The organism is Janthinobacterium aestuarii, assembly GCF_051380835.1.
Taxonomy (GTDB): domain Bacteria; phylum Pseudomonadota; class Gammaproteobacteria; order Burkholderiales; family Burkholderiaceae_D; genus Janthinobacterium; species Janthinobacterium aestuarii.
In genome coordinates, this window is sequence record NZ_JBNYXU010000013.1 from 187,168 (window position 1) to 205,909 (window position 18,742).

General features: G+C 62.4%; 17 protein-coding genes and 1 pseudogene. 12 read left to right on the forward strand and 6 right to left on the reverse strand.

Features of this window, described 5'->3' with window-relative positions:
- The first annotated feature begins 152 nt into the window (after positions 1–152).
- The 7 genes from ACQ4WO_RS26985 (at position 153) to ACQ4WO_RS27015 (ending at position 4,522) form a co-directional block, all read left to right on the forward strand.
- The gene (locus ACQ4WO_RS26985; RefSeq protein WP_436483981.1) at positions 153–557 is read left to right on the forward strand and encodes a DUF4398 domain-containing protein; all 405 of its coding nucleotides are present in this window, start codon (positions 153–155) and stop codon (positions 555–557) included.
- 26 nt (positions 558–583) lie between these two features.
- On the forward strand, positions 584–1,483 hold the full coding sequence (locus tag ACQ4WO_RS26990; protein ID WP_099664889.1) for an OmpA family protein: 900 nt from the start codon (positions 584–586) through the stop codon (positions 1,481–1,483).
- Positions 1,484–1,567: 84 nt separating this feature from the next.
- Positions 1,568–2,104: a ferritin-like domain-containing protein gene (locus ACQ4WO_RS26995; RefSeq protein WP_070304102.1), complete on the forward strand. Its 537-nt coding sequence runs from the start codon at positions 1,568–1,570 to the stop codon at positions 2,102–2,104.
- Positions 2,105–2,162: 58 nt separating this feature from the next.
- Entirely contained in the window at positions 2,163–2,465 is a 303-nt protein-coding gene (locus tag ACQ4WO_RS27000; RefSeq protein ID WP_034758939.1) for an ElaB/YgaM/YqjD family protein, read from the forward strand.
- A gap of 18 nt (positions 2,466–2,483) precedes the next feature.
- Positions 2,484–2,870, forward strand: coding sequence for a phage holin family protein (locus ACQ4WO_RS27005; RefSeq protein ID WP_070224915.1), 387 nt, complete (start codon positions 2,484–2,486; stop codon positions 2,868–2,870).
- Between the two features lie 21 nt (positions 2,871–2,891).
- Positions 2,892–3,230, forward strand: a complete 339-nt coding sequence (locus ACQ4WO_RS27010; protein WP_436483982.1) for a hypothetical protein — start codon at positions 2,892–2,894, stop codon at positions 3,228–3,230.
- Positions 3,231–3,367: 137 nt separating this feature from the next.
- A complete protein-coding gene (locus ACQ4WO_RS27015; protein ID WP_436483993.1) occupies positions 3,368–4,522 on the forward strand; it encodes a patatin-like phospholipase family protein in 1,155 nt (384 codons plus the stop codon).
- A 159-nt stretch (positions 4,523–4,681) separates the two neighbouring features.
- On the opposite strand, the gene ACQ4WO_RS27020 is transcribed toward ACQ4WO_RS27015, so the two are convergent.
- Genes ACQ4WO_RS27020 through ACQ4WO_RS27030 form a run of 3 tightly spaced genes read right to left on the reverse strand, consistent with a single transcriptional unit; the run spans position 4,682 to position 5,687 of the window.
- The gene (locus ACQ4WO_RS27020) at positions 4,682–4,984 is read right to left on the reverse strand and encodes a hypothetical protein (RefSeq protein WP_436483983.1); all 303 of its coding nucleotides are present in this window, start codon (positions 4,982–4,984) and stop codon (positions 4,682–4,684) included.
- A gap of 44 nt (positions 4,985–5,028) precedes the next feature.
- Positions 5,029–5,181: a DUF3309 family protein gene (locus ACQ4WO_RS27025; protein WP_010396415.1), complete on the reverse strand. Its 153-nt coding sequence runs from the start codon at positions 5,179–5,181 to the stop codon at positions 5,029–5,031.
- A 59-nt stretch (positions 5,182–5,240) separates the two neighbouring features.
- Complete coding sequence (locus ACQ4WO_RS27030; RefSeq protein ID WP_128140018.1) at positions 5,241–5,687, reverse strand: outer membrane lipoprotein; 447 nt, start codon at positions 5,685–5,687, stop codon at positions 5,241–5,243.
- Between the two features lie 269 nt (positions 5,688–5,956).
- Between ACQ4WO_RS27030 and ACQ4WO_RS27035 the strand changes: the two genes are divergently transcribed.
- The 3 genes from ACQ4WO_RS27035 (at position 5,957) to ACQ4WO_RS27045 (ending at position 8,177) form a co-directional block, all read left to right on the forward strand.
- Positions 5,957–6,511, forward strand: coding sequence for a hypothetical protein (locus tag ACQ4WO_RS27035; RefSeq protein WP_230517648.1), 555 nt, complete (start codon positions 5,957–5,959; stop codon positions 6,509–6,511).
- An 82-nt stretch (positions 6,512–6,593) separates the two neighbouring features.
- The gene (locus ACQ4WO_RS27040) at positions 6,594–6,905 is read left to right on the forward strand and encodes a BON domain-containing protein (protein ID WP_128140016.1); all 312 of its coding nucleotides are present in this window, start codon (positions 6,594–6,596) and stop codon (positions 6,903–6,905) included.
- Positions 6,906–6,977: 72 nt separating this feature from the next.
- Positions 6,978–8,177 (forward strand): AI-2E family transporter, encoded by a 1,200-nt coding sequence (locus tag ACQ4WO_RS27045; RefSeq protein ID WP_425324033.1) that lies wholly within the window; start codon positions 6,978–6,980, stop codon positions 8,175–8,177.
- Between the two features lie 54 nt (positions 8,178–8,231).
- Here ACQ4WO_RS27045 and ACQ4WO_RS27050 read toward each other — a convergent pair whose 3' ends face one another.
- Both ACQ4WO_RS27050 and ACQ4WO_RS27055 read right to left on the reverse strand, forming a co-directional pair.
- Positions 8,232–9,179, reverse strand: a complete 948-nt coding sequence (locus tag ACQ4WO_RS27050) for a YihY/virulence factor BrkB family protein (RefSeq protein WP_436483984.1) — start codon at positions 9,177–9,179, stop codon at positions 8,232–8,234.
- A 71-nt stretch (positions 9,180–9,250) separates the two neighbouring features.
- Positions 9,251–10,276 (reverse strand): OmpA family protein, encoded by a 1,026-nt coding sequence (locus ACQ4WO_RS27055; RefSeq protein WP_128140015.1) that lies wholly within the window; start codon positions 10,274–10,276, stop codon positions 9,251–9,253.
- Positions 10,277–10,748: 472 nt separating this feature from the next.
- On the opposite strand from ACQ4WO_RS27055, the gene ACQ4WO_RS27060 reads away from it, so the two are divergent.
- A complete protein-coding gene (locus ACQ4WO_RS27060; RefSeq protein WP_436483985.1) occupies positions 10,749–16,511 on the forward strand; it encodes an alpha-2-macroglobulin family protein in 5,763 nt (1,920 codons plus the stop codon).
- A 17-nt stretch (positions 16,512–16,528) separates the two neighbouring features.
- Complete coding sequence (pbpC, locus tag ACQ4WO_RS27065) at positions 16,529–18,625, forward strand: penicillin-binding protein 1C (protein ID WP_436483994.1); 2,097 nt, start codon at positions 16,529–16,531, stop codon at positions 18,623–18,625.
- A gap of 2 nt (positions 18,626–18,627) precedes the next feature.
- Here pbpC and ACQ4WO_RS27070 read toward each other — a convergent pair.
- Positions 18,628–18,742: pseudogene (locus ACQ4WO_RS27070) on the reverse strand (IS1595-like element ISJsp4 family transposase); the annotation flags it as partial.

An 18,742-nucleotide genomic window follows, 5' to 3' on the forward strand; every position in this document is an offset into this window, starting at 1 on the left:
CCATGCAAGTATTGTCGATTTCCTACCCTATGTGCGGCACCGAACGGATATGCGGGGAGCCGGAGCCTATAACGTCTACATCAAACGCCGTTCCTGATTCCAGATGCACCGACGTATGAACCTTACTGCTTACATTCTCCAGGAGAAGAAAAATGACAAACCGAGATTTCAAGATGTCCCCGTTGACCGCCTTGGCCGCTTGCGCCACCGCCGTTGTCCTGATGACGGGCTGTTCCAGTCTGAAAACGCCAGCCACGGCCGACGTTGCCGTGTCGCGCGCCGCCGTCGATAACGCGGCCAGCGCCGGCGCCGCCGACCTGGCGCCCGATGAAATGCGTTCGGCCCGCGAAAAAATGCGCATGGCCAACCAGGCCCTGAAAGACCGCGACTACAAGACGGCGCGCGACCTGGCCGACCAGGCGCAAGCCGATGCCAAACTGGCGCAAAGCAAGGCCAACTCGGCCAAGGCCACCAGCGCCGCCGACGAGATCAACGAGAATATCCGCGTCATGCGCGAAGAGCTCGACCGCGCCAATCAACAAGCCCCAAAACAATAACTAATAACAATAACTAGGACCCCATCATGAAAAAAGCTACCTACACCACCATTCCCGGCCTGCTGGCCATGGCCGCTCTCGTTGCCGCTTGCAGCTCCGCGCCGACCACCACCAGCCTGCTCGACCAGACCCGCGGCGACTACATGGCGGCGCAATCGAACCCGATCGTGTCGACCTATGCGCCACGCGAATTCCGCGAAGCGAGCGCTGCCCTGGAAGCGGCAAACGCGGCCGCCACGCGCCAGGAAGATAGCGAAAAAGTCGACAAGCTGGCCTACCTGGCCAAGCAAAAGATAGCCACGGCACAAGAAGTCGCCAAGCAGAAAGCTGCGGAAGCCGATATCGCCAACGCCGGCAAGCAGCGCGATCAATTGCGCCTCGATGCGCGCACGCAGCAGGCTGACCAGGCCACGGCGCGCGCCCAGTCGGCGCAGGCGGATGCGGAAGCGGCCAAGGCCCAGGCGCAAGCGGCCGAAGCGTCGGCCCGCGATGCGCAAGCCCGCGCCGCCGGACTCGAGGCGCAGCTGGCCGACCTGGCCGCCAAGAAAACCGAGCGCGGCATGGTGATCACCCTGGGCGATGTGCTGTTTGGCACGGACAAGGCGAACCTGACGGCCGATGGCGCGAATACGGCGCGCAAGCTGGCTGACGTGCTGAAAAACAACCCGCAACGCACCGTGCTGATCGAAGGCTTTACGGATAGCACGGGCGGCTCCGCGCACAACCTGGAATTGTCGCAACGCCGCGCCGAATCCGTGCGCAATGCGCTGCTGGAACAAGGCATCAGCCGCGACCGCATCGCCACGAAAGGCTATGGCGCCGCCTATCCGGCCGCCGGCAACGATACGGCGGCAAACCGCCAACTGAATCGCCGGGTGGAAATCGTCTTGTCCGAGGACAACACGGCGATTCCCGCCCGCCGTTAAACGCCTTGGGGCGTTGTAAGCCAAAGGCAGCACCGGCCGCAACTTGGCCGGTGGATACCCACGCAAGTATTGAAAGGAAGCATCATGACACCAACATCTGTTGAGATTCCAGCTGGCATCGATACGGCGGCCATCCGCGCTGCCGCGAAAAACCTGGACGACGGCGCCGTGACGGCCGGCTACCAGGCCGACCGCGAGGAGTTGATCACTCTGTTGAATGGGGCGCTGGCCACCGAACTGGTGTGTATCGCGCGCTACAAGCGCCATTACTACACCGTGAGCGGACGCGACAATGGCAGCATCAAGGCCGAGTTTCTCGAACATGCGCAGCAGGAGCAGGAGCACGCCGATTGGCTGGCCGAACGCATCGTGCAATTGAATGGCAAGCCAGATTTTAATCCTGCAACATTGCTTGCGCGTAGCCATGCCGAGTATGATGACTCCGAAGACGTGCAGAGCATGGTGCGTGCCAATCTGATCGCGGAACGGGTAGCGATCGAGTCGTATCGCCAGATGATTGTGAAAATCGGCGACAAAGACCCGACCACACGCCATTTGTTGATCAAAATCATGGCTGTTGAAGAAGAGCACGCCGATGATATGCGCGATCTAATGGAATAGTGTTTTTGAGTAAAGTAGGTATAGTAACTACATTCATCCACAGCTAAGGAGCTAAACCATGTTGGAAAACAATATCACCACCGTTAATAACGATGTCAAAACCCTCGTCAAGGATGCGCAAGCCCTGTTCAGCGCCGCTGCTGCCCTGACCGGCGAAAAAGCCGATGAAGTGCGCATCAAGGGCATGAAAACCCTGGACGCCGCCCTGGCCAAGGCGCATGAAGCGCAAGCGTCGGCCATCGTTGCCACCAAGCAGATGGCTGCCCAGGCAGACGGCTATGTCAAGGAAAACCCATGGCGTACGGTGGCCGTTGCCGCTGGCGTCGGCGTGCTGGTCGGCTTCATCCTGGGCCGCAAGTAATCCACTGTCAGGAGCGATATGGACAAGTCTGCTTCGTCTCACCAGGGGCCGGGATTGATCGGCTCGGTCGCCGGCCTGGCCAAGAACGCCGTCGGACTGATGTTGTCGCGGCTGGAACTGGCCACCATCGAACTGTCGGAAGTGCGCAATCACATGCTGCAGCTGGTTGTCATTTTCGCGCTGGCGACGGTGGCGGGCTTGTTTGCCATCGCTTACGGCAGCGTGCTGATCGTTTTCCTCGCCTGGGATAGCCTGGGCTGGAAGATCCTGGCGATCATGACGGTCGTGTTCGTACTGCTGGCCATCGCGCTGGTCATGTATGCGCGCGCCATGCTGCGTCAAGGAAAGCTGTCGATGCCGGCCACCATGGCGGAATTGAAGGCCGACCGCGACATGCTGATGTAAGCTGCCTCACGAGGAGAATTCATGTCGGAAACCGACAAACTGGCGGCGCAAGCCGCCCGCAAGCGCCTGCTGATCGCCCAGGGCGAAATGTACCGCGTGGGCATCGTGCATGCGCGCGCCAACGTGGGCTATGCATTGCGTCCCGAGTCGATGCTGCAGGGCGTGGTCGAGACGGCGGTCGGCTTTGCCGGCCATCGCGTCGAGGCGCTGCTGGCGCCGGGCGGCATGCGTTTGCAAGGCGCCATGCCCTACGTGCTGACGGCGTTATCGTTTATCGGACGCAAGAAGCTGGTCAAACCGGCCCTGGTCCTCGTGGCCGTGGCCGCCGTTGCCGCCAGTTGGCTGCGCCGCAAGCGCTGAACGCCAGCCGTGTTGCACAGGAACGCCGTCATTGACGGCGTTTTTTTTCGCCTGCACCCAAGGTCCGGCGCGCATACACGCAATCCCTTACAATGATTCACGCCGTATTTCGCGCGGCGGACAGAGGGGCCATCTTGATGACGCATTCGAAGACACCGATCAATCAGTTAAATCCCTCGCGCCTGCGCATCGTGCTGGTGCTGCAGGGCGGCGGCGCACTGGGCGCCTACCAGGCCGGCGTCTATCACGCGCTGCACGAACATGGCCTGGCGCCCGACTGGGTGGTGGGCACCTCGATCGGCGCCATCAATGCCGCCATTCTGGCCGGCAACAAGCACGAAGACCGGCTCGTACGTCTGAAACAGTTCTGGCAGCGCGTGGCGCACCGCGACAGCATCGACATGAATTTGGTCTCCGACCAGCAGCGCCGCTCGAACATCTGGCTGGCCACGCTCGATACGGTGCTGCGCGGCGTGCCCGGCTTTTTCAAGCCGCGCACCTTCAGCCTGTTTCCCGCGGGAGTCGCCGTCAAGCCGGAAGAGGCCAGTTTTTATGACACCAGCGAGCTGGCCAGCACCCTCGAGGAACTGGTCGACTTCGATTACCTGAACGAGCCCGGCGGCATGCGCCTGACGGTCAATGCCCTGCGCGTCAAATGCGGCAGCCTCACCAGTTTCGACAGCCAGCAGCAGGCTCTGACGGCCGACCATATCCGCGCCAGCGGCGCCTTGCCGCCCGGCTTTGCCGGCGTGCGCGTCGATGGCGATTTATACTGGGATGGCGGCCTGTACTCGAACACGCCGCTGGAAACCGTGCTCGACGACACGCCCCACGTCGACACCCTGGTCTTCATGGTGGACCTGTGGAGCTCGGAAGGGCCGGAGCCGACCACCCTCGATGAAGTGCAGACGCGGCAAAAGGACGTCACCTTCGCGTCGCGCTCGAAGCGGCATATCGCCGATTATGTCAACACGCACACCTTGCAGCGCAAATTGCGCGAATTGTATGCCGGCCTGCCCGACACCAAGCACAACCGCCAGCAGACGGAAGAACTGGTGGCGCTCGGTTGCGACAGCACCATGCACATTGTGCGCCTGCCGTATGCGGGGCGTGACTGGCATATGGCGGCCAAGGATATCAATTTTTCCAAGGGCTCGATCGAGTGGCGCTGGGAGCAGGGCTACCAGGATGGCTTGCGCGCGATCAAGGCGGCCGGCTGGCTGGCTTTTGTCACGGAAGACACGCCGCTCGTGGTGCACGAACTGCCACCCTATGAACGCGACGCTGCTTAGTGACGCCTGTCAAAACCTGCTGCGCGTCGGTACAGGCGGCCTGCGATGCTCACCATACTAGAAGTACGGTTGCGCTTCCTGGCCACCTCTCCCTTCCGCTCGCGACGGTTTTGCCAGGCGTTGCAAGAGTACAGAGCAAGAGTACGGCGCATTGCTGCATCACTGCGGATGCGCCGCCTCGCGCAGTTTTTCCGCGTTCGCCATGTCTTGCCGGTACGTGTCTTGTGCATCCTTCAGGCAGGTGGCGCGCGCGGCGGACGGGTCCAAACGGCAGGCTTTTTTTGCCTCGGCCAGGGCGGCGGCGATTTCCTTGCGCAGGGTGCGCAGCTGGGCTTGCGCCGTACTGTCTTCCTGGTACCAGCGTTGCGGGTCGCCTGGCTGCGGCGTGGCTGTCTGGGCCAGTGCCAGCGGCGCCAGGCTGCAGGCGAACAGGGTGGCCAATAGTGTGTTGTGGATAGTCATGATATTTCCTCCTTGAAATAAAAAAGGCGCCGTAGCGCCTTTTTTTACAACCTGCCTGTCAGTAATAGCAGGATCAGTATCACTACGACCAGGCCGGCGATGCCGCTGGGGCCGTAACCCCAGTTGCGGCTATGCGGCCAGGTGGGCAGGACGCCGACCAGGGCCAGGATCAAGATGATCAGAATGATGGTGCCCATGGTATCTCCTTGTTGGTGCATGGTCCGGCGCAGGCTTGCTGGCAAGCCTGGCCAGCGGATTAATAGCGGTAGACGCGGCCGTCAACGATGCGCACGCGGTTGCCCGGGCGCAAATCATTGGCGTTGTCCTGCACCACGGTACGGTATTCGCCGTTGTCGAGACGCACGCTGATCTGGTAAGCCTGGGCCTGCTGCTTGCGGCCTTCGACCTGGTTGCCCACGACGCCGCCGGCGACGGCGCCCGCCACGGTGGCGGCCGTGCGTCCGCTGCCCGAACCGATGGTATTGCCCAGCAGGGCGCCGGCGATGCCGCCGACCACGGCGCCGGCGCCGCTGGTTTGGCCGCCACCCTGCACGATCTGGATGGAGTCGACGGTGCCGTACATGGCGGACTCAGGCTGGTTGGCCGGGTAATATTGTTGTGATTGGGACGGGCCGGTGGCGCAACCGCTGAGTACGGCGGTGGCGGCGAGCATCAGTGCGGCCAAGGTGGCGTTGGTTTTCATTTTAGTCTCCTGACGAGGTGAAGGTGTAGTGCCATCTTAGTCATGCCCCCGTCCCGGGTCTGTACGCTGCCGCACGTACATATTTGCTGCCAAAAATGGTATTTTTTACCGTGGCGATTCACCAAAACGTTGTTATTTCTCCCTGTCTCCCTTTTGCTTTCAAAATAAATTACTTGTGTACGGCAGCGTACAGAAGAGTGGCGGCAATCCACGTAAAACGGTAGTCATGCCAAGCAGACATGTTTGGCACCACCAGGGAGAAATACAATATGAACAAGAATAAGCTTTTCACCGCCATCGTCGTCAGCCTGGCATGCGCCGCCTGGGGCGGCCAGGCAATGGCCGCCACGCCGGAAGCAAAAGCAGCCTACAAGGCGGCCAATGAACAGGCGGCCCTGAACTACAAGCTGGCGCATGCCGAGTGCGAAAAAATCACGGGCAATCCGAAGGATGTCTGCATCGCCGAAGCGAAGGCCGTGCGTACCTACGATGAAGCCGTGGCCCAGGCGCAATACACAAATACCCTGCGCGCCTACACCAAGGCGCGCATCAAGATTGCCGATGCCAATTACGACGTCGACCTGGCGCGCTGCAATGCGGTGACGGGCAACGACAAGGATGTCTGCGTCAAGCTGGCCAAGTCCACCAAGGTGGCGGCTCTGGCCGACGCCAAGGCGGACAAGAAAGTCATCGAAGCGCGCAGCGATGCGCGTGAAGCAAAAAGAAAAGCCGAGTACAAGGTCGCGACAGAAAAATGCGATGCATTAGCCGGCGCAGCCAAGGATGACTGTATCAAGGCTGCAAAAACCCAGTTTGGCTACTGAGCTCCATCCGGCGCGCAGTCACCACACTGGTATAAGAAGCTCATTGTGAGCACGTTGATTGACCACTCCTAAGGAAAAAACCATGAAATTCACTAAATCTATCGCTACTGGCCTTTTCGTCGCTTCCCTGTTCGCCGTTGCAGGCTGCGCTTCGACCCCAACCAAGGAAGGCACGGGCGAGTACATCGACGACGCGGCCATCACCACCAAAGTGAAAGCCAGCATCTTCAACGAGCCTACCCTGAAATCGACGGAAATCAACGTGGAAACCTTCAAGGGCGTGGTTCAGCTGAGCGGCTTCGTTGCCCAGCCTGGCGATGCCGCCAAAGCGGGTGAAGTTGCCCGTGGCGTCAAGGGCGTGAAGTCGGTGAAAAACGACATCCGCGTCAAGTAATGGCCTGACCTGCCGCAGCGGCCAGCCCCACGGCTGGTGCTGCGGCCCACCACCGACCGTCGCGGGAATCGCATGCATATCCAGCCTTCAGATACCCCGCCCGAGCCGGTGGCGGCTGCCTCCACCGAGCCTGCCGGGCCACCTCCCGGCACGCCCGTGGAGCACCTGGACGCATCCTTGCGTTTGCCGCTGCATGTCAATGCGCGTGGCATGGCGCTGGGCATCATCGCCACCGTCAGCTTCATTTATGCGCTGCAGTGGGCACAGAAATTCCTCATTCCCGTCATCTTCGGCATTTTCATTGCCTACACCCTCAATCCCGTCGTCGCCTGGCTGGAAAAGCTGCGCCTGCCGCGCGCCATCGGCACCACGGTCGTCACGGCCCTGATCCTGTTCGGCTCCATCGTCGTGGTCGAGCGCGTGCAGGGCGAATTCGAATCCATCGTTGAAGAGTTGCCAGCCGCCACGCATAAACTGTCGCGCCTGATCGCCGCCAATACGGGTGGTAAGAACAGCACCTTCCAGAAGATGCAGGCCGTGGCCAATGAGATCGAGCAAGTGGCCGCCGGCGCCGAAGCGCGCCGCAACAACCGCCGCGCCGCGGCAGCGTCCGAAGGTCCCAATTTCAAGATCATGGACTGGGTCTGGGCCGGCTCGCTGGGTCTGGTGGGCTTTGTCAGCCAGGCCACCATGGTCATCTTCCTCGTGTTTTTCCTGCTGCTGTCGGGCGACACCTTCAAGCGCAAGCTCGTCAAGCTGACGGGGCCGTCGCTGAGCCGCAAGAAGGTCACCGTGCACATCCTGGAAGACATCAATACCTCGATCCAGAACTATATGTTCATGCTGCTCGTCACGAATGGCTTGCTGGCCGTCCTGATGTGGATCGCCCTGCGCGTGATCGGCCTGGAAAACGCGGGCGCCTGGGCCATCGTGGCCGGCTTGCTGCACATCATGCCGTATTTCGGCCCCTTGCTCATCACCATTGCCACGGGCCTCGTCGCCTTCCTGCAGTTCGAATCGCTGGAAATGGTCTTGCTGGTGACGGGCACGTCGATGGCCATCGCCACCCTGGTCGGCACTTTTGTCACCACCTGGATGACGGGGCGCATCGCCCGCATGAACCCCACGGCCGTGTTCATCAGCCTGTTGTTCTGGGGCTGGCTGTGGGGCGTCTGGGGCTTGCTGCTGGGCGTGCCCATCATCGTCATCGTGAAGGTCGTGGCCGAGCGCGTGCAGGGCATGGAAGTGGTGGCGGAATTGCTGGGCGAGTAGTGGCTCCAGAATGGAAAACGGCGCCTGCGGGCGCCGTTGTTGCGTGCAGACTGCTTACGACTGGTGGCGTTTCAATATCTTCACTTGCAGGTCGCCGTCTTCCGTCTTCGGCATATCCTTCATGCTGCCCAGCTGCAGGGTGAACTGGCGCGTGAATTCGGCGCCCAGGAAGAATATTTGCGCCGAGTAATACACCCACAGCAGCAGCGCCACCAGCGAACCGGCCGCGCCATAGCTGCTGGCCACGCCGCTGTTGCCGATATACACGCCAATCGCATATTTCCCCAGTGAAAACATGAAAGCCGTGCCGATGGCGCCGATCAGCACGTCGCGCCAGGACAGGCGTACGCGCGGCAGCATTTTATAGATGACGGCAAACAGGCTGGCGATGACGGCAAAGCCGATCAGGTTCGACAGGATGGTAAACAGCACGGCCGTGTCTTTCCACACGCCTTCCCAGAAGTTGGCGAGGATGGCCATGGCGGCGTTGACCACCAGCGACACCATCAGCAGGAAGGCCAGCACCAGTACCAGGCCGAACGACAGCAGGCGCGTGCGCAGCATGTCCCAGGCGCCCGCTTCCTTCAGCGGCGGCACTTGCCAGATTTCATCGAGACTCGCTTTCAGTTCGGCAAACACGCTGGTGGCGCCAAACAGCAGCAGGGCGCTGGCGATGAGGGTGGCGATGCGGCCCTGTTCATGGTTTTTCGCGCCGGCCAGCACGAGCTGAATGGCTTCCGCGCCCTGCGTGCCCAGCAAGCCCTGCAGTTGCCCCATCAGCTCGCCGCGCGCGGCGGCCGGGCCATAGAAAAAGCCGGCGATGGCGATCACCAGCACGAGGATGGGGGCGATGGAAAACAGGGTGTAATAGGCGAGGGCGGCGCCCTTGCTCGAGGCGCGGTGTTCCAGCCATTCGGTGACGGAACAGACGAGGACACTGCGCATCTGCTTGCTGAACGGCGCCAGACCGGCCAGTTTGGGATAGCGGGTAGAGAAATTCATGGTGGCTTTCAATGCAAAAAGGGGCGCGAGCCCCTTTTTTTTAATTCACAAGTGGCGTACCACTGTTCAGCTTATTGCACGCGGCGTTCGATGGTGATTTGCTCCACTTCAACGCGGCGGTTTGGTTCCAGGCACTTGATCAGGTCGGCACGTTTCTTGTTGTCGCAGGTGACGACAGGATTCGTGGAGCCCTTGCCTTCGGCCGTCAGGCGGTTGGCGGCAACACCATGGGCGACCAGGTATTCCTTGACTGCATCAGCGCGCTGCTGCGACAGTTTCAGGTTGTACTTGGGCGAACCGATGCGGTCGGCATAACCACTGATGACGACGTTATTGACATCCGGCGCTGCGGTCAGCACGCGGGCGATTTCGTCGAGCTTGGTCTGTGTCGGACCCAGCTTGGCGCTGTCGAACGCGAACAGTTCTGTTGCCGACATCGTCACTTTTTCAAAGCGTGCTGGCGGCGGTGGCGGCGGAGGTGGCGGCACGACGACGACTTCTTCACGCACTGGCGGTGGTGGCGGCGGTGGCGGCGGTGCAGGCGGTTTGTCGAACGCGAAGTTCAGACCCACGGTGACGTAGTAGTTGTTGGACTTGCTGCTCGGGTCGAAGGTATTGCCGCGCAGGAAGCCGTGCACATTGCGCACGTCAGCCTGGAACGACAATTGATCGTTGATCGTGGACTGGAAACCCAGGCCCACGCTGGCGTATGGCGAGCTCTTGCTGCGTTCACCGAAGGCGAAGCTGGTGTCTTTATCGCGTTGCATACCGGCACCGACCAGCAGGAAGGGACGGAAGGCTTTGCGCGAGAACATGTACAGGCCGTCTACGCCCAGCGTATTTTGCTGGTAGCGCTGGCCGCCATCCTTGGAACGGGCATACGTGGTGCCCAACTGGATATCCCAATCCTGGGAAACAGGCTTACCGAAGCGCAAGCCTGCGCCATAGCCGGTTTTATCCGTGGCGAAGTCGGAATCTGGCTTGAGTGCGTTGATGCTAGGTTGAATATACCAGGAGGGATTGATTTCCTGGGCCTGTGCGCCGAGGGCAGAGCACAGGACTGCGGCGGCAACGGCGATTTTTTTTAGATTATTCACAAGTAACTCCCAACGTTGATAAGAGATTTTCTCTACGGCATCAAAACGACATCTTGCTACACGTGCTATTGCTAGAGATAGACCACATTTCCAGGTGCGCTTTCTTGCGATAAATGCACTGCTGTTAGACTAGAGAATACGATTGCAGGTTCGCGTGGTCGGTGCGCTGGCGCACAAAGCATTGCGGTATATCAATGGTGTTGCGGATTCACGACAAGGGCTTTGGTGTTGAAAAAAACTAATTTGCTAAGTGAAACTTTTACAAGCACGGCCACTTCCTGGCGCCGCGGCAAGAGGCAATCGTACGGCTTGTCACCTGCATGCCACTGTATATTAGCAACAATGATGAGCTTGATAACTAATATTACATTGATGTTGTATTCCTGCCGCGTTCTGTTGCTTTTCCGGGCTTCCGCCAGGCAACTTTTGCGCGCCGCAGCCAGCTCCGCCACTTTTCATCAAGGAGTCACTCGTGCCTGACCTGCCCCGTGTTTTTTCTTCCCCGCTGCCTGGCAAACTGGGCTCCTTGTGCCTGCTGCTGTCGCTGGGCCTGGCGGCGCCGGCCTGGGCCGATAGCGGCGTGTCCGTGTTTTCACCGAGCGGCACGGTCAAGGCCGTGCGCCAGATACGGGCCCAGTTCGCCACGCCGATGGTGCCGTTCGGCGACATGGGCTTGCCCGCACCGTTCGCCGTCGATTGCGGCAAGGCCGAGCCTGCCGTCGTGGCGGGCGCGGGGCGCTGGGCCGACGAGCGCAACTGGAACTTCGATTTCGAGCGTGACTTGCCGGCCGGCGTGGCCTGCAGCTTCACCTTGAAGCCGGGGCTGAAAGACCTGGCGGGCCAGGCTTTGCAGGGGACGACGTCCTACCGTTTCACCACGGGCGGCCCGGCCATCGTCGAGGCCGTACCGTATGACGGCCAACCCTACATCGATGAAAACCAGATCTTCGTGCTGGGCCTGGACGCCACGCCGAACGAGGCCAGCGTGGCCGCCAATGCGTATTGCCGCGCCGATGGCATCAATGAAAAGATTCCCGTGCGCGTGTTCAAAGGCAAGGAGCTGGAGCAGGTATTGACCCTGCGCAAGAGTTTTCTCGACCGCTATCTGACCGTGTACTTCAAACAGCGGGGCGTCGTGTGGAAAGCGGGCATGCCCGTCGCCAGCAAGGGCGCGCCGCCGTTGCCCGTCACCGTGCTGCAATGCAAGCGCAGCTTCCCCGCCAACGCCAAGGTGTCGCTCGTGTGGGGCGAGGGCATCGCCAGCGCCAGCGGCATCGCCACGGAGAAGGCGCAAACCTTGCAGTTCAAGACGCGGCCCGATTTCACGGCCAAGTTCAGCTGCGAGCGCAGCAACCCGAAAGAGCAATGCATACCCTTCCTGCCCATGCGCGTGCAGTTTTCCGCGCCCGTGAAAGCATCGCTGGTGCGCGCCATGACCCTGAAGGGCGCCGGCAAGACGTATGTGCCGACGATTTCAAAAGAGGAAGAAAAGGCGGAATTCCTGTACAGCGCCGCCTTCAACGGCCCATTCCCCGTGCAAGCGAGTTTCGTGCTGAGCCTGCCGCCGAAGCTGACGGATGACGCGGGCCGCGCCTTGCTCAATCGCGCGCGTTTCCCCATGACGGTGCGCACGGGCGAACAGCCGCCGCTGCTCAAATTCCCGGCCCCGTTCGGCATCATCGAAGCCAAGGGCGACGGTTTGCTGCCCGTGACGGTGCGCAATATCGAACCCGTGCTGACGGGCAAGGAAATCGCCCAGCCATCCGCAGCCGCCACGGGCGCCACCTTGCGCGTGCCCGACAATGACGACAAGTTCATCATCGAGTGGATGCAGCGCCTGGCCAGCAACGGCGACGGCGGCGAATACTGGCAGCCGTACGCGCAATATGCGGGCAACATGAGCAAATCCGTGCTGGCGGGCGCGGCCGGCACGCGTCCCATCAGCCTGCCGCGGCCCGATGGCAGGAAAACCTTTGAAGTGATCGGCATTCCGCTGCAAAAGCCGGGCTTTTATGTGGTCGAACTGGCCAGCCCCATCCTCGGCAAAGTGCTGCTGGGCAAACCGACGACGGCCTATATCCGCACGGCCGCGCTGGTGACGAATCTGGCGGCCCACTTCAAGCATGGCGCGCAATCGTCGCTCGTGTGGGTGACGTCGCTCGACAAGGGCGCGCCTGTTGCGAAAGCGCAAGTGGCCGTGCGCGACTGCGCCGGCAAGCTGCTGTGGCAAGGCGCCACGGACGCGGACGGCGTGGCGCCCATCCCCGGCGAGCTGGCCAATTCCAGCTGCAAGAACAATGGCCGCTACTTTATCAGTGCGCGCAGCGGCGGCGACATGACGTTCACCCTGTCGGACTGGGTGGGCGGCATCGAAGCGTGGCGTTTCAATTTGCCCACGGACGACACGCGCGCCGACAACACCCTGCTGGCGACGGTTTTTGACCGCACCTTGCTGCGCGCCGGCGAAACCGTGCACATGAAGCATTTCATACGCAAGCACACGGGCGAGGGCATGAGCCTGGTCGACAAGAACAACGGTCCCGGCAGCGCCACCTCTGTCGTCATCACGCACCAGGGCAGCGACCAGAACTATCAATTGCCGCTGCGCTGGTCGGCCAGCGGCACGGCGGAAAGCGACTGGGTCATTCCCGCCGACGCCAAGCAGGGCGAATACAGCGTGACGATGGCGGGCCGTCCCTCGGGCAGTTTCCGCGTGGAAGCGTTCCGCGTGCCGACCATGAAAGCCGTGCTGCAGGGCCCGAAAGCGCCCGCCGTGCAGGCCAGGCAACTGGCCCTCGATGCGCAAATCACGTATCTGGCCGGCGGCGCGGCCACTAACGCGCCCGTCAAGCTGCGCACGGTGCTGCAAGACAAGAGCGTGACGTTTGCCGATTATCCCGAGTACAGCTTCAGCAATGGCGACGTGAAGGAAGGTCTTGTGAAACAGGGCACCGGCTACGACGACGATGAGGGCGGGTGGCAGGACGAAGGCAATGGCGGGCGTGCCGGTGCCGGCGCCGGTGCGGCTGCCGCGCGCACGCAAAGTTTGACCCTGGACAAGGCGGGCGGCGCGCGCATCGTCATCGACCAGTTGCCGCAGCTGTCCACGCCGCGCGACCTGGTGGCGGAAATGGCCTTCCAGGATGCAAATGGCGAGACGGCGTCCGTTGCCACGCGCGTCCCGCTGTGGCCATCAAACTATCTGATCGGCATCAAGCCCGACGCCTGGGCCTTGAGCAAGGATGCCTTCAAGTTCACCGTGGCCGTGCTAGGCACCAATGGCAAGCCCGTGGCAAATGCCCCGGTCGCCGTCGATTTCTTCCAGCGCAACAGCTATTCGCACCGCCGGCGGCTGATCGGCGGCTTCTATGCGTATGAAAACAGCAGCGAAGTGGTCAAGCTGGGCCCGGCATGCGCGGGTAAGACGGATGGCAAGGGCCTGTTGATGTGCGACGTGAAGGCGCCCGCCAGCGGCAATCTGATTCTGCGCGCCAGCACGCAGGACAGTGCCGGCAACGCGGCTGTCGCCAACCGCGAAACCTGGGTGGCCGGCAGCGGCGACTGGTGGTTCAACGCCAGCGACAATGACCGCATCGACGTGCTGCCTGAAAAGAAACGCTATGAACCGGGCCAGGAAGCGAGCTTGCAAGTACGCATGCCGTTCCGTTCGGGCACTGCGCTGATCACGGTCGAGCGCGAAGGCATCCTCGACACCTATGTGCGCCAGCTCAATGGCCGGGAACCGGTGGTAAATATCCCGGTCAAACCGAACTATGCACCAAATGTGTATGTGTCCGTGTTTGTCGTGCGGGGCAGGGTCGATGGCGTGCAGCCGACGGCCTTGGTGGACTTGGGCAAGCCGGCCTACAAGATGGGCATCGCACCGCTGAACGTGGGGTGGCAGGCGCATGAACTGAACGTCATGGTCGTGTCCGACAAGGAGGTGTACAAGACGCGTGACAAGGCGGAGGTGTCCGTGCGCGTACGTCGCGCCGACGGTAAACCGTTGCCGGCCGGCGCCGAAGTGGCGCTGGCGGCCGTCGATACGGGGCTGCTGGAACTGATGCCCAACGATAGCTGGAAATTGCTCGACACCATGATGGCGCAGCGCAGCCTGCAGGTGGAAACGGCGACGGCGCAGATGCAGGTGATCGGCAAGCGCCACTTCGGCCGCAAGGCCTTCCCGGCCGGCGGTGGCGGCGGCAAGGGCGCCAGCCGCGAACTGTTCGACACCCTGCTGTTCTGGAAGGGCACCGTCAAGCTCGACGCCAAGGGCGAAGCGACCGTGGAAGTGCCGCTCAACGATTCATTGACGGCGTTCCGCATCGTCGCCATCGCCAGCGCCGGCAAGGAACTGTTCGGCACGGGCAGCACGGACATCCGCAGCTCGCAAGACTTGATCCTGATGTCGGGCTTGCCGACCCTCGTGCGCGAAGGCGATCAGTTGCGCGCAGGCTTCACCGTACGCAACACCTCGGCCGCCTCGCTGAATGTGGAATTGAACGCCAGCGCGGCCGGCAAGGCCTTGCCGCGCCAGAGCTTGACGTTGGCGGCAGGCGAAGCGCGCGAAACGGGCTGGGATTACCAGGTGCCGCTCGGCGCGCAAACGGTCGTGTGGGAGGTGGCTGCGAAAGCGGGCAACGGGCTTGGCAACACCTCGGATAAACTGAAAATCACGCAAAAGGTGGGCCAGGCCACGCCCGTACGCACGTACCAGGCCACCTTGCAGCAAGTCGACAAGCCCATCAATATGTCCGTGCAAATGCCGGCCGGCGCCTTGCCGGGCCGGGGCGGCATCCAGACCAGCTTTGTCGCCAAGCTCGGCGGCGAACTGCCTGGCGTGCGCGAGTACATGGCCGCATATCCGTACACGTGCTTCGAGCAAAACACGTCGAAGGCCATTGCCCTGCAAGACCAGGAGGCGTGGAACAAGCTGGCCGCCAGCCTGCCCGCCTACCTGGACAGTGACGGCATGCTGAAATACTTCCCCATCATGGAACAAGGCAGCGACAGCTTGACGGCGTATGTGTTGTCGGCAACCCGGGAAGCGGGCTATGCGATTCCCGAACAGACGAAAAACCGCATGGAAGCAGCCTTGACGGCCTTCGTGCAGGGCCGCATCGTGCGCCGTTCCGCGCTGGACACGACGGACCTGGCCGTGCGCAAGCTCGCCGCACTGGAAGCGCTGTCGCGTTCGAACAAGGTGCCGCCTGATGCGCTGGAAAGCATCAGCATCAACCCGAACCTGTGGCCGACTTCCGCCGTCATCGACTGGAACCTGTTGTTGCAACGCACGCCAGGCCTGGCGCGCCGCGACGCGCTGCTGGCCGAGGCGCAGCAGATCCTGCGTTCGCGCCTGAATTTCCAGGGCACGACCATGGGCTTTTCCACCGAGCGCAAGGATAACTGGTGGTGGCTGATGGTTTCGGGCGATGTCAACGCCAATCGTCTGCTGCTGGCCGTGATGGACAACCCGGCGTGGAAGGATGACATCGGCCGCCTCGTGCGCGGCAGCATGGGCCGCCAGAAGAAGGGCCGCTGGGACACGACGGTAGCCAACGCCTGGGGCACCCTGGCCATTAACAAGTTCTCGGCCAAGTTCGAATCCACCCCCGTGACGGGTGCCAGTGCCGTCAAGCTGGGCGGCGATACGCAAGCGCTCGTGTGGAACGGCGCGGCGAAAGTGGGCCCCGTGCTGCAGGCGTGGCCAAAGGGCACGGATACCCTGGGCCTGGCGCACAGCGGCACGGGCAAACCGTGGGCCACCGTGCAAAGCTTGGCGGCGATCCCGCTCAAGGCGCCCGTGTCCAGCGGTTACACGATCAAGAAAACCGTTACGCCGGTGGAACAGAAGACGGCGGGTGCATGGTCGCGCGGCGACGTCTACCGCGTGCGCCTGGAGTTGTCGGCGCAGGCGGACATGAGCTGGGTGGTGGTCGACGACCCGATCCCCGCCAGCGCCACCGTGCTGGGCAATGGCCTGGGCCGTGATTCGCAGCTGATGACGGCCGGCGAAAAATCCACGGGCTGGGTCTGGCCCACGTTCGAGGAACGCGCGTTCGACGCCTTCCGCGCCTATTACGCTTTCGTGCCGAAGGGTAACTGGAGCGTGGAATACACGGTGCGTCTGAACAATGCCGGGGATTTCAGTCTGCCGGCCACGCGCATCGAGGCCATGTATTCGCCCGAGATGTTTGGCGAGTCGCCGAATGCGAATGTGAAGGTGGGGCAGTGAAAGGCAAGGTTTTACTGATGGGCTGCCTGCTGGCCGGCCCGGTCTTCGCCGAGGCAATGCTGACGCCGGCCCAGGTGCAGGCCGCCTACCGCAGTTCGGAAGCGCAGTTGCTAGACCGTAGCGGCGCGCCGCTGCAATCGTTGCGCGTGGACATGAAGGTGCGGCGGCTGCCGTGGGTGCCGCTGGCCGACATCTCGCCCGCCGTGCAGCAGGCCGTGCTGCTGGCGGAAGACCAGCGTTTCATGCAGCATGGCGGCGTGGATGTGTCCGCGCTGGCCACGGCTGCCTGGGATAATCTGTTTTCCAAGAAACCTCGGGGCGCCTCGACCATCACCATGCAGCTGGCGGGCCAGCTCGATGCGGACTTGCAGGCGTCCTCGGGCGGGCGTAGCCTGCGCCAGAAGTGGGACCAGATGCGCGCAGCGCAAGCCATCGAGGATAGCTGGAGCAAGGCGCAGATTTTTGAAGCCTATTTGAACCTCGTGTCGTTCCGCGGCGAATTGCAGGGCATCGCGTCCGCCTCATACAGCCTGTTCGGCAAGGCGCCGTCCGGCCTGAACCAGACGGACGCCATCATCCTGGCCAGCCTCGTGCGCGCACCGAACGCGCCGCCGGCCGCCGTTACGCGGCGTGCCTGCGCGCTGGCGAAAGAGTGGCGCATGGACAGCAGCTGCCAGCTGATCGGCCAGCGCGTGCAGACGGCCCTGCAGCGCAACGCGCTGGCCGTGGAGCTGGCGCCGGCGCCGCAAGTGGCGCAGCAGTTACTGAAACAGCCCGGTGCGCAGGTCGCCAGCACGCTCGATGGTCCTTTGCAGCGCTTCGCGCAGGAAAACCTGCGCCAGCAGCTGGCGTCCTTGCGCGAGCGCAATGTCAACGACGGCGCCATCATCGTGCTCGACAACCGCAGCGGCGAGATCCTCGCCTATGTCGGCAATGCGGGCGGCAGCCATGTCGATGGCGTGGCGGCCCGGCGCCAGGCCGGTTCCACATTAAAACCGTTTTTATATGAACTGGCCATCGAGCGCCGGCTGATGACGGCCGCGTCCGTCATGGACGACTCGCCGCTCGACGTCGCCACGGCGTCGGGCATGTATGCGCCGCAAAACTACGACCGCAATTTCAAGGGGTACGTCAGCGCCCGCACCAGCCTGGCCAGTTCCCTGAACATTCCCGCCGTGCGCACGGTGCTGCTGACGGGGCAGGACGGCTTCTATAACCGCCTCAAGGAAGTGGGCCTGTCCAGCCTGACGGAACCGGCCGAATACTACGGCCCGTCACTGGCGCTGGGCTCGTCCGAAGTGACCTTGCTGGAACTGGCCAACGCCTACCGCGCGCTGGCCAATGGCGGCTTGTACAGCACGGCCAGCCTGCAGCCGGGGCAAGCTGGCAAGGACCGGCGCCGTGTGATGGAGCCGGGCGCCGCCTTCATCGTCGGCGACATCCTGGCCGACCGCGCCGCGCGCAGTATGACGTTTGGCTTGCGCAACGAGCTGGGGACGAATTTCTGGAGCGCCGTCAAGACGGGCACGAGCAAGGACATGCGTGACAACTGGTGCATGGGTTACTCGGCGCGCTACACGGTGGGTGTATGGGTGGGTAACTTCGACGGCAAGCCCATGTGGGACGTGTCGGGCGTAACGGGTGCCGCGCCCGTGTGGCGCGACGTCATGGATTACCTGCACAAGAACGTGCCCAGCCATGCCCCAAAAGCGCCGCCCGGCGTATTGCAGCAGATGGTGGCGTACCAGCCCGCGCTCGAAGCGCCGCGCCGTGAATGGTTTATCGCCGGCACGGAAAGCCCCGTCATCGCCGTCTTGGGCGACACCGTAAAGCCGCCCGCCATCGTGTATCCGGCCGAAGACAGCATCCTCGCCATCGACCCCGATATCCCGCCAGCCTTGCAGCGCGTGTTCTTCCAGGCCCAGGGCAGCCACGCCTTGCGCTGGGTGCTCGACGGCAAGGACCTGGGTGCGGCGCTTGACAGCATCAGCTGGCGCCCCGTGCCGGGCAAGCATGCGCTGGCGCTGGTCGATGATGCGGGCAAGACGGTGGCGAAGGTGGCGTTTCAGGTGCGGGGGAATGCGTTGGGGCAGCTTGCCGCACAGGAAAAATAAGGCTATGTCACCATTAGATGTGGGAAGGTGCCCAGCGTTGCCTTCAATAACGTTTCAGGGGAGCGAATGCGCCTGGCGTCGAGTATCCAGCGCCATCCCAGGTAGTTCGACAGATAG

Coding starts and splice junctions, on each gene's coding strand:
- ACQ4WO_RS26985 (WP_436483981.1), top strand. CDS start 153: ATGACAAACCGAGATTTCAAGATGTCCCCGTTGACCGCCTTGGCCGCT.
- ACQ4WO_RS26990 (WP_099664889.1), top strand. CDS start 584: ATGAAAAAAGCTACCTACACCACCATTCCCGGCCTGCTGGCCATGGCC.
- ACQ4WO_RS26995 (WP_070304102.1), top strand. CDS start 1,568: ATGACACCAACATCTGTTGAGATTCCAGCTGGCATCGATACGGCGGCC.
- ACQ4WO_RS27000 (WP_034758939.1), top strand. CDS start 2,163: ATGTTGGAAAACAATATCACCACCGTTAATAACGATGTCAAAACCCTC.
- ACQ4WO_RS27005 (WP_070224915.1), top strand. CDS start 2,484: ATGGACAAGTCTGCTTCGTCTCACCAGGGGCCGGGATTGATCGGCTCG.
- ACQ4WO_RS27010 (WP_436483982.1), top strand. CDS start 2,892: ATGTCGGAAACCGACAAACTGGCGGCGCAAGCCGCCCGCAAGCGCCTG.
- ACQ4WO_RS27015 (WP_436483993.1), top strand. CDS start 3,368: ATGACGCATTCGAAGACACCGATCAATCAGTTAAATCCCTCGCGCCTG.
- ACQ4WO_RS27020 (WP_436483983.1), bottom strand. CDS start 4,984: ATGACTATCCACAACACACTATTGGCCACCCTGTTCGCCTGCAGCCTG.
- ACQ4WO_RS27025 (WP_010396415.1), bottom strand. CDS start 5,181: ATGGGCACCATCATTCTGATCATCTTGATCCTGGCCCTGGTCGGCGTC.
- ACQ4WO_RS27030 (WP_128140018.1), bottom strand. CDS start 5,687: ATGAAAACCAACGCCACCTTGGCCGCACTGATGCTCGCCGCCACCGCC.
- ACQ4WO_RS27035 (WP_230517648.1), top strand. CDS start 5,957: ATGAACAAGAATAAGCTTTTCACCGCCATCGTCGTCAGCCTGGCATGC.
- ACQ4WO_RS27040 (WP_128140016.1), top strand. CDS start 6,594: ATGAAATTCACTAAATCTATCGCTACTGGCCTTTTCGTCGCTTCCCTG.
- ACQ4WO_RS27045 (WP_425324033.1), top strand. CDS start 6,978: ATGCATATCCAGCCTTCAGATACCCCGCCCGAGCCGGTGGCGGCTGCC.
- ACQ4WO_RS27050 (WP_436483984.1), bottom strand. CDS start 9,179: ATGAATTTCTCTACCCGCTATCCCAAACTGGCCGGTCTGGCGCCGTTC.
- pbpC (WP_436483994.1), top strand. CDS start 16,529: ATGGGCTGCCTGCTGGCCGGCCCGGTCTTCGCCGAGGCAATGCTGACG.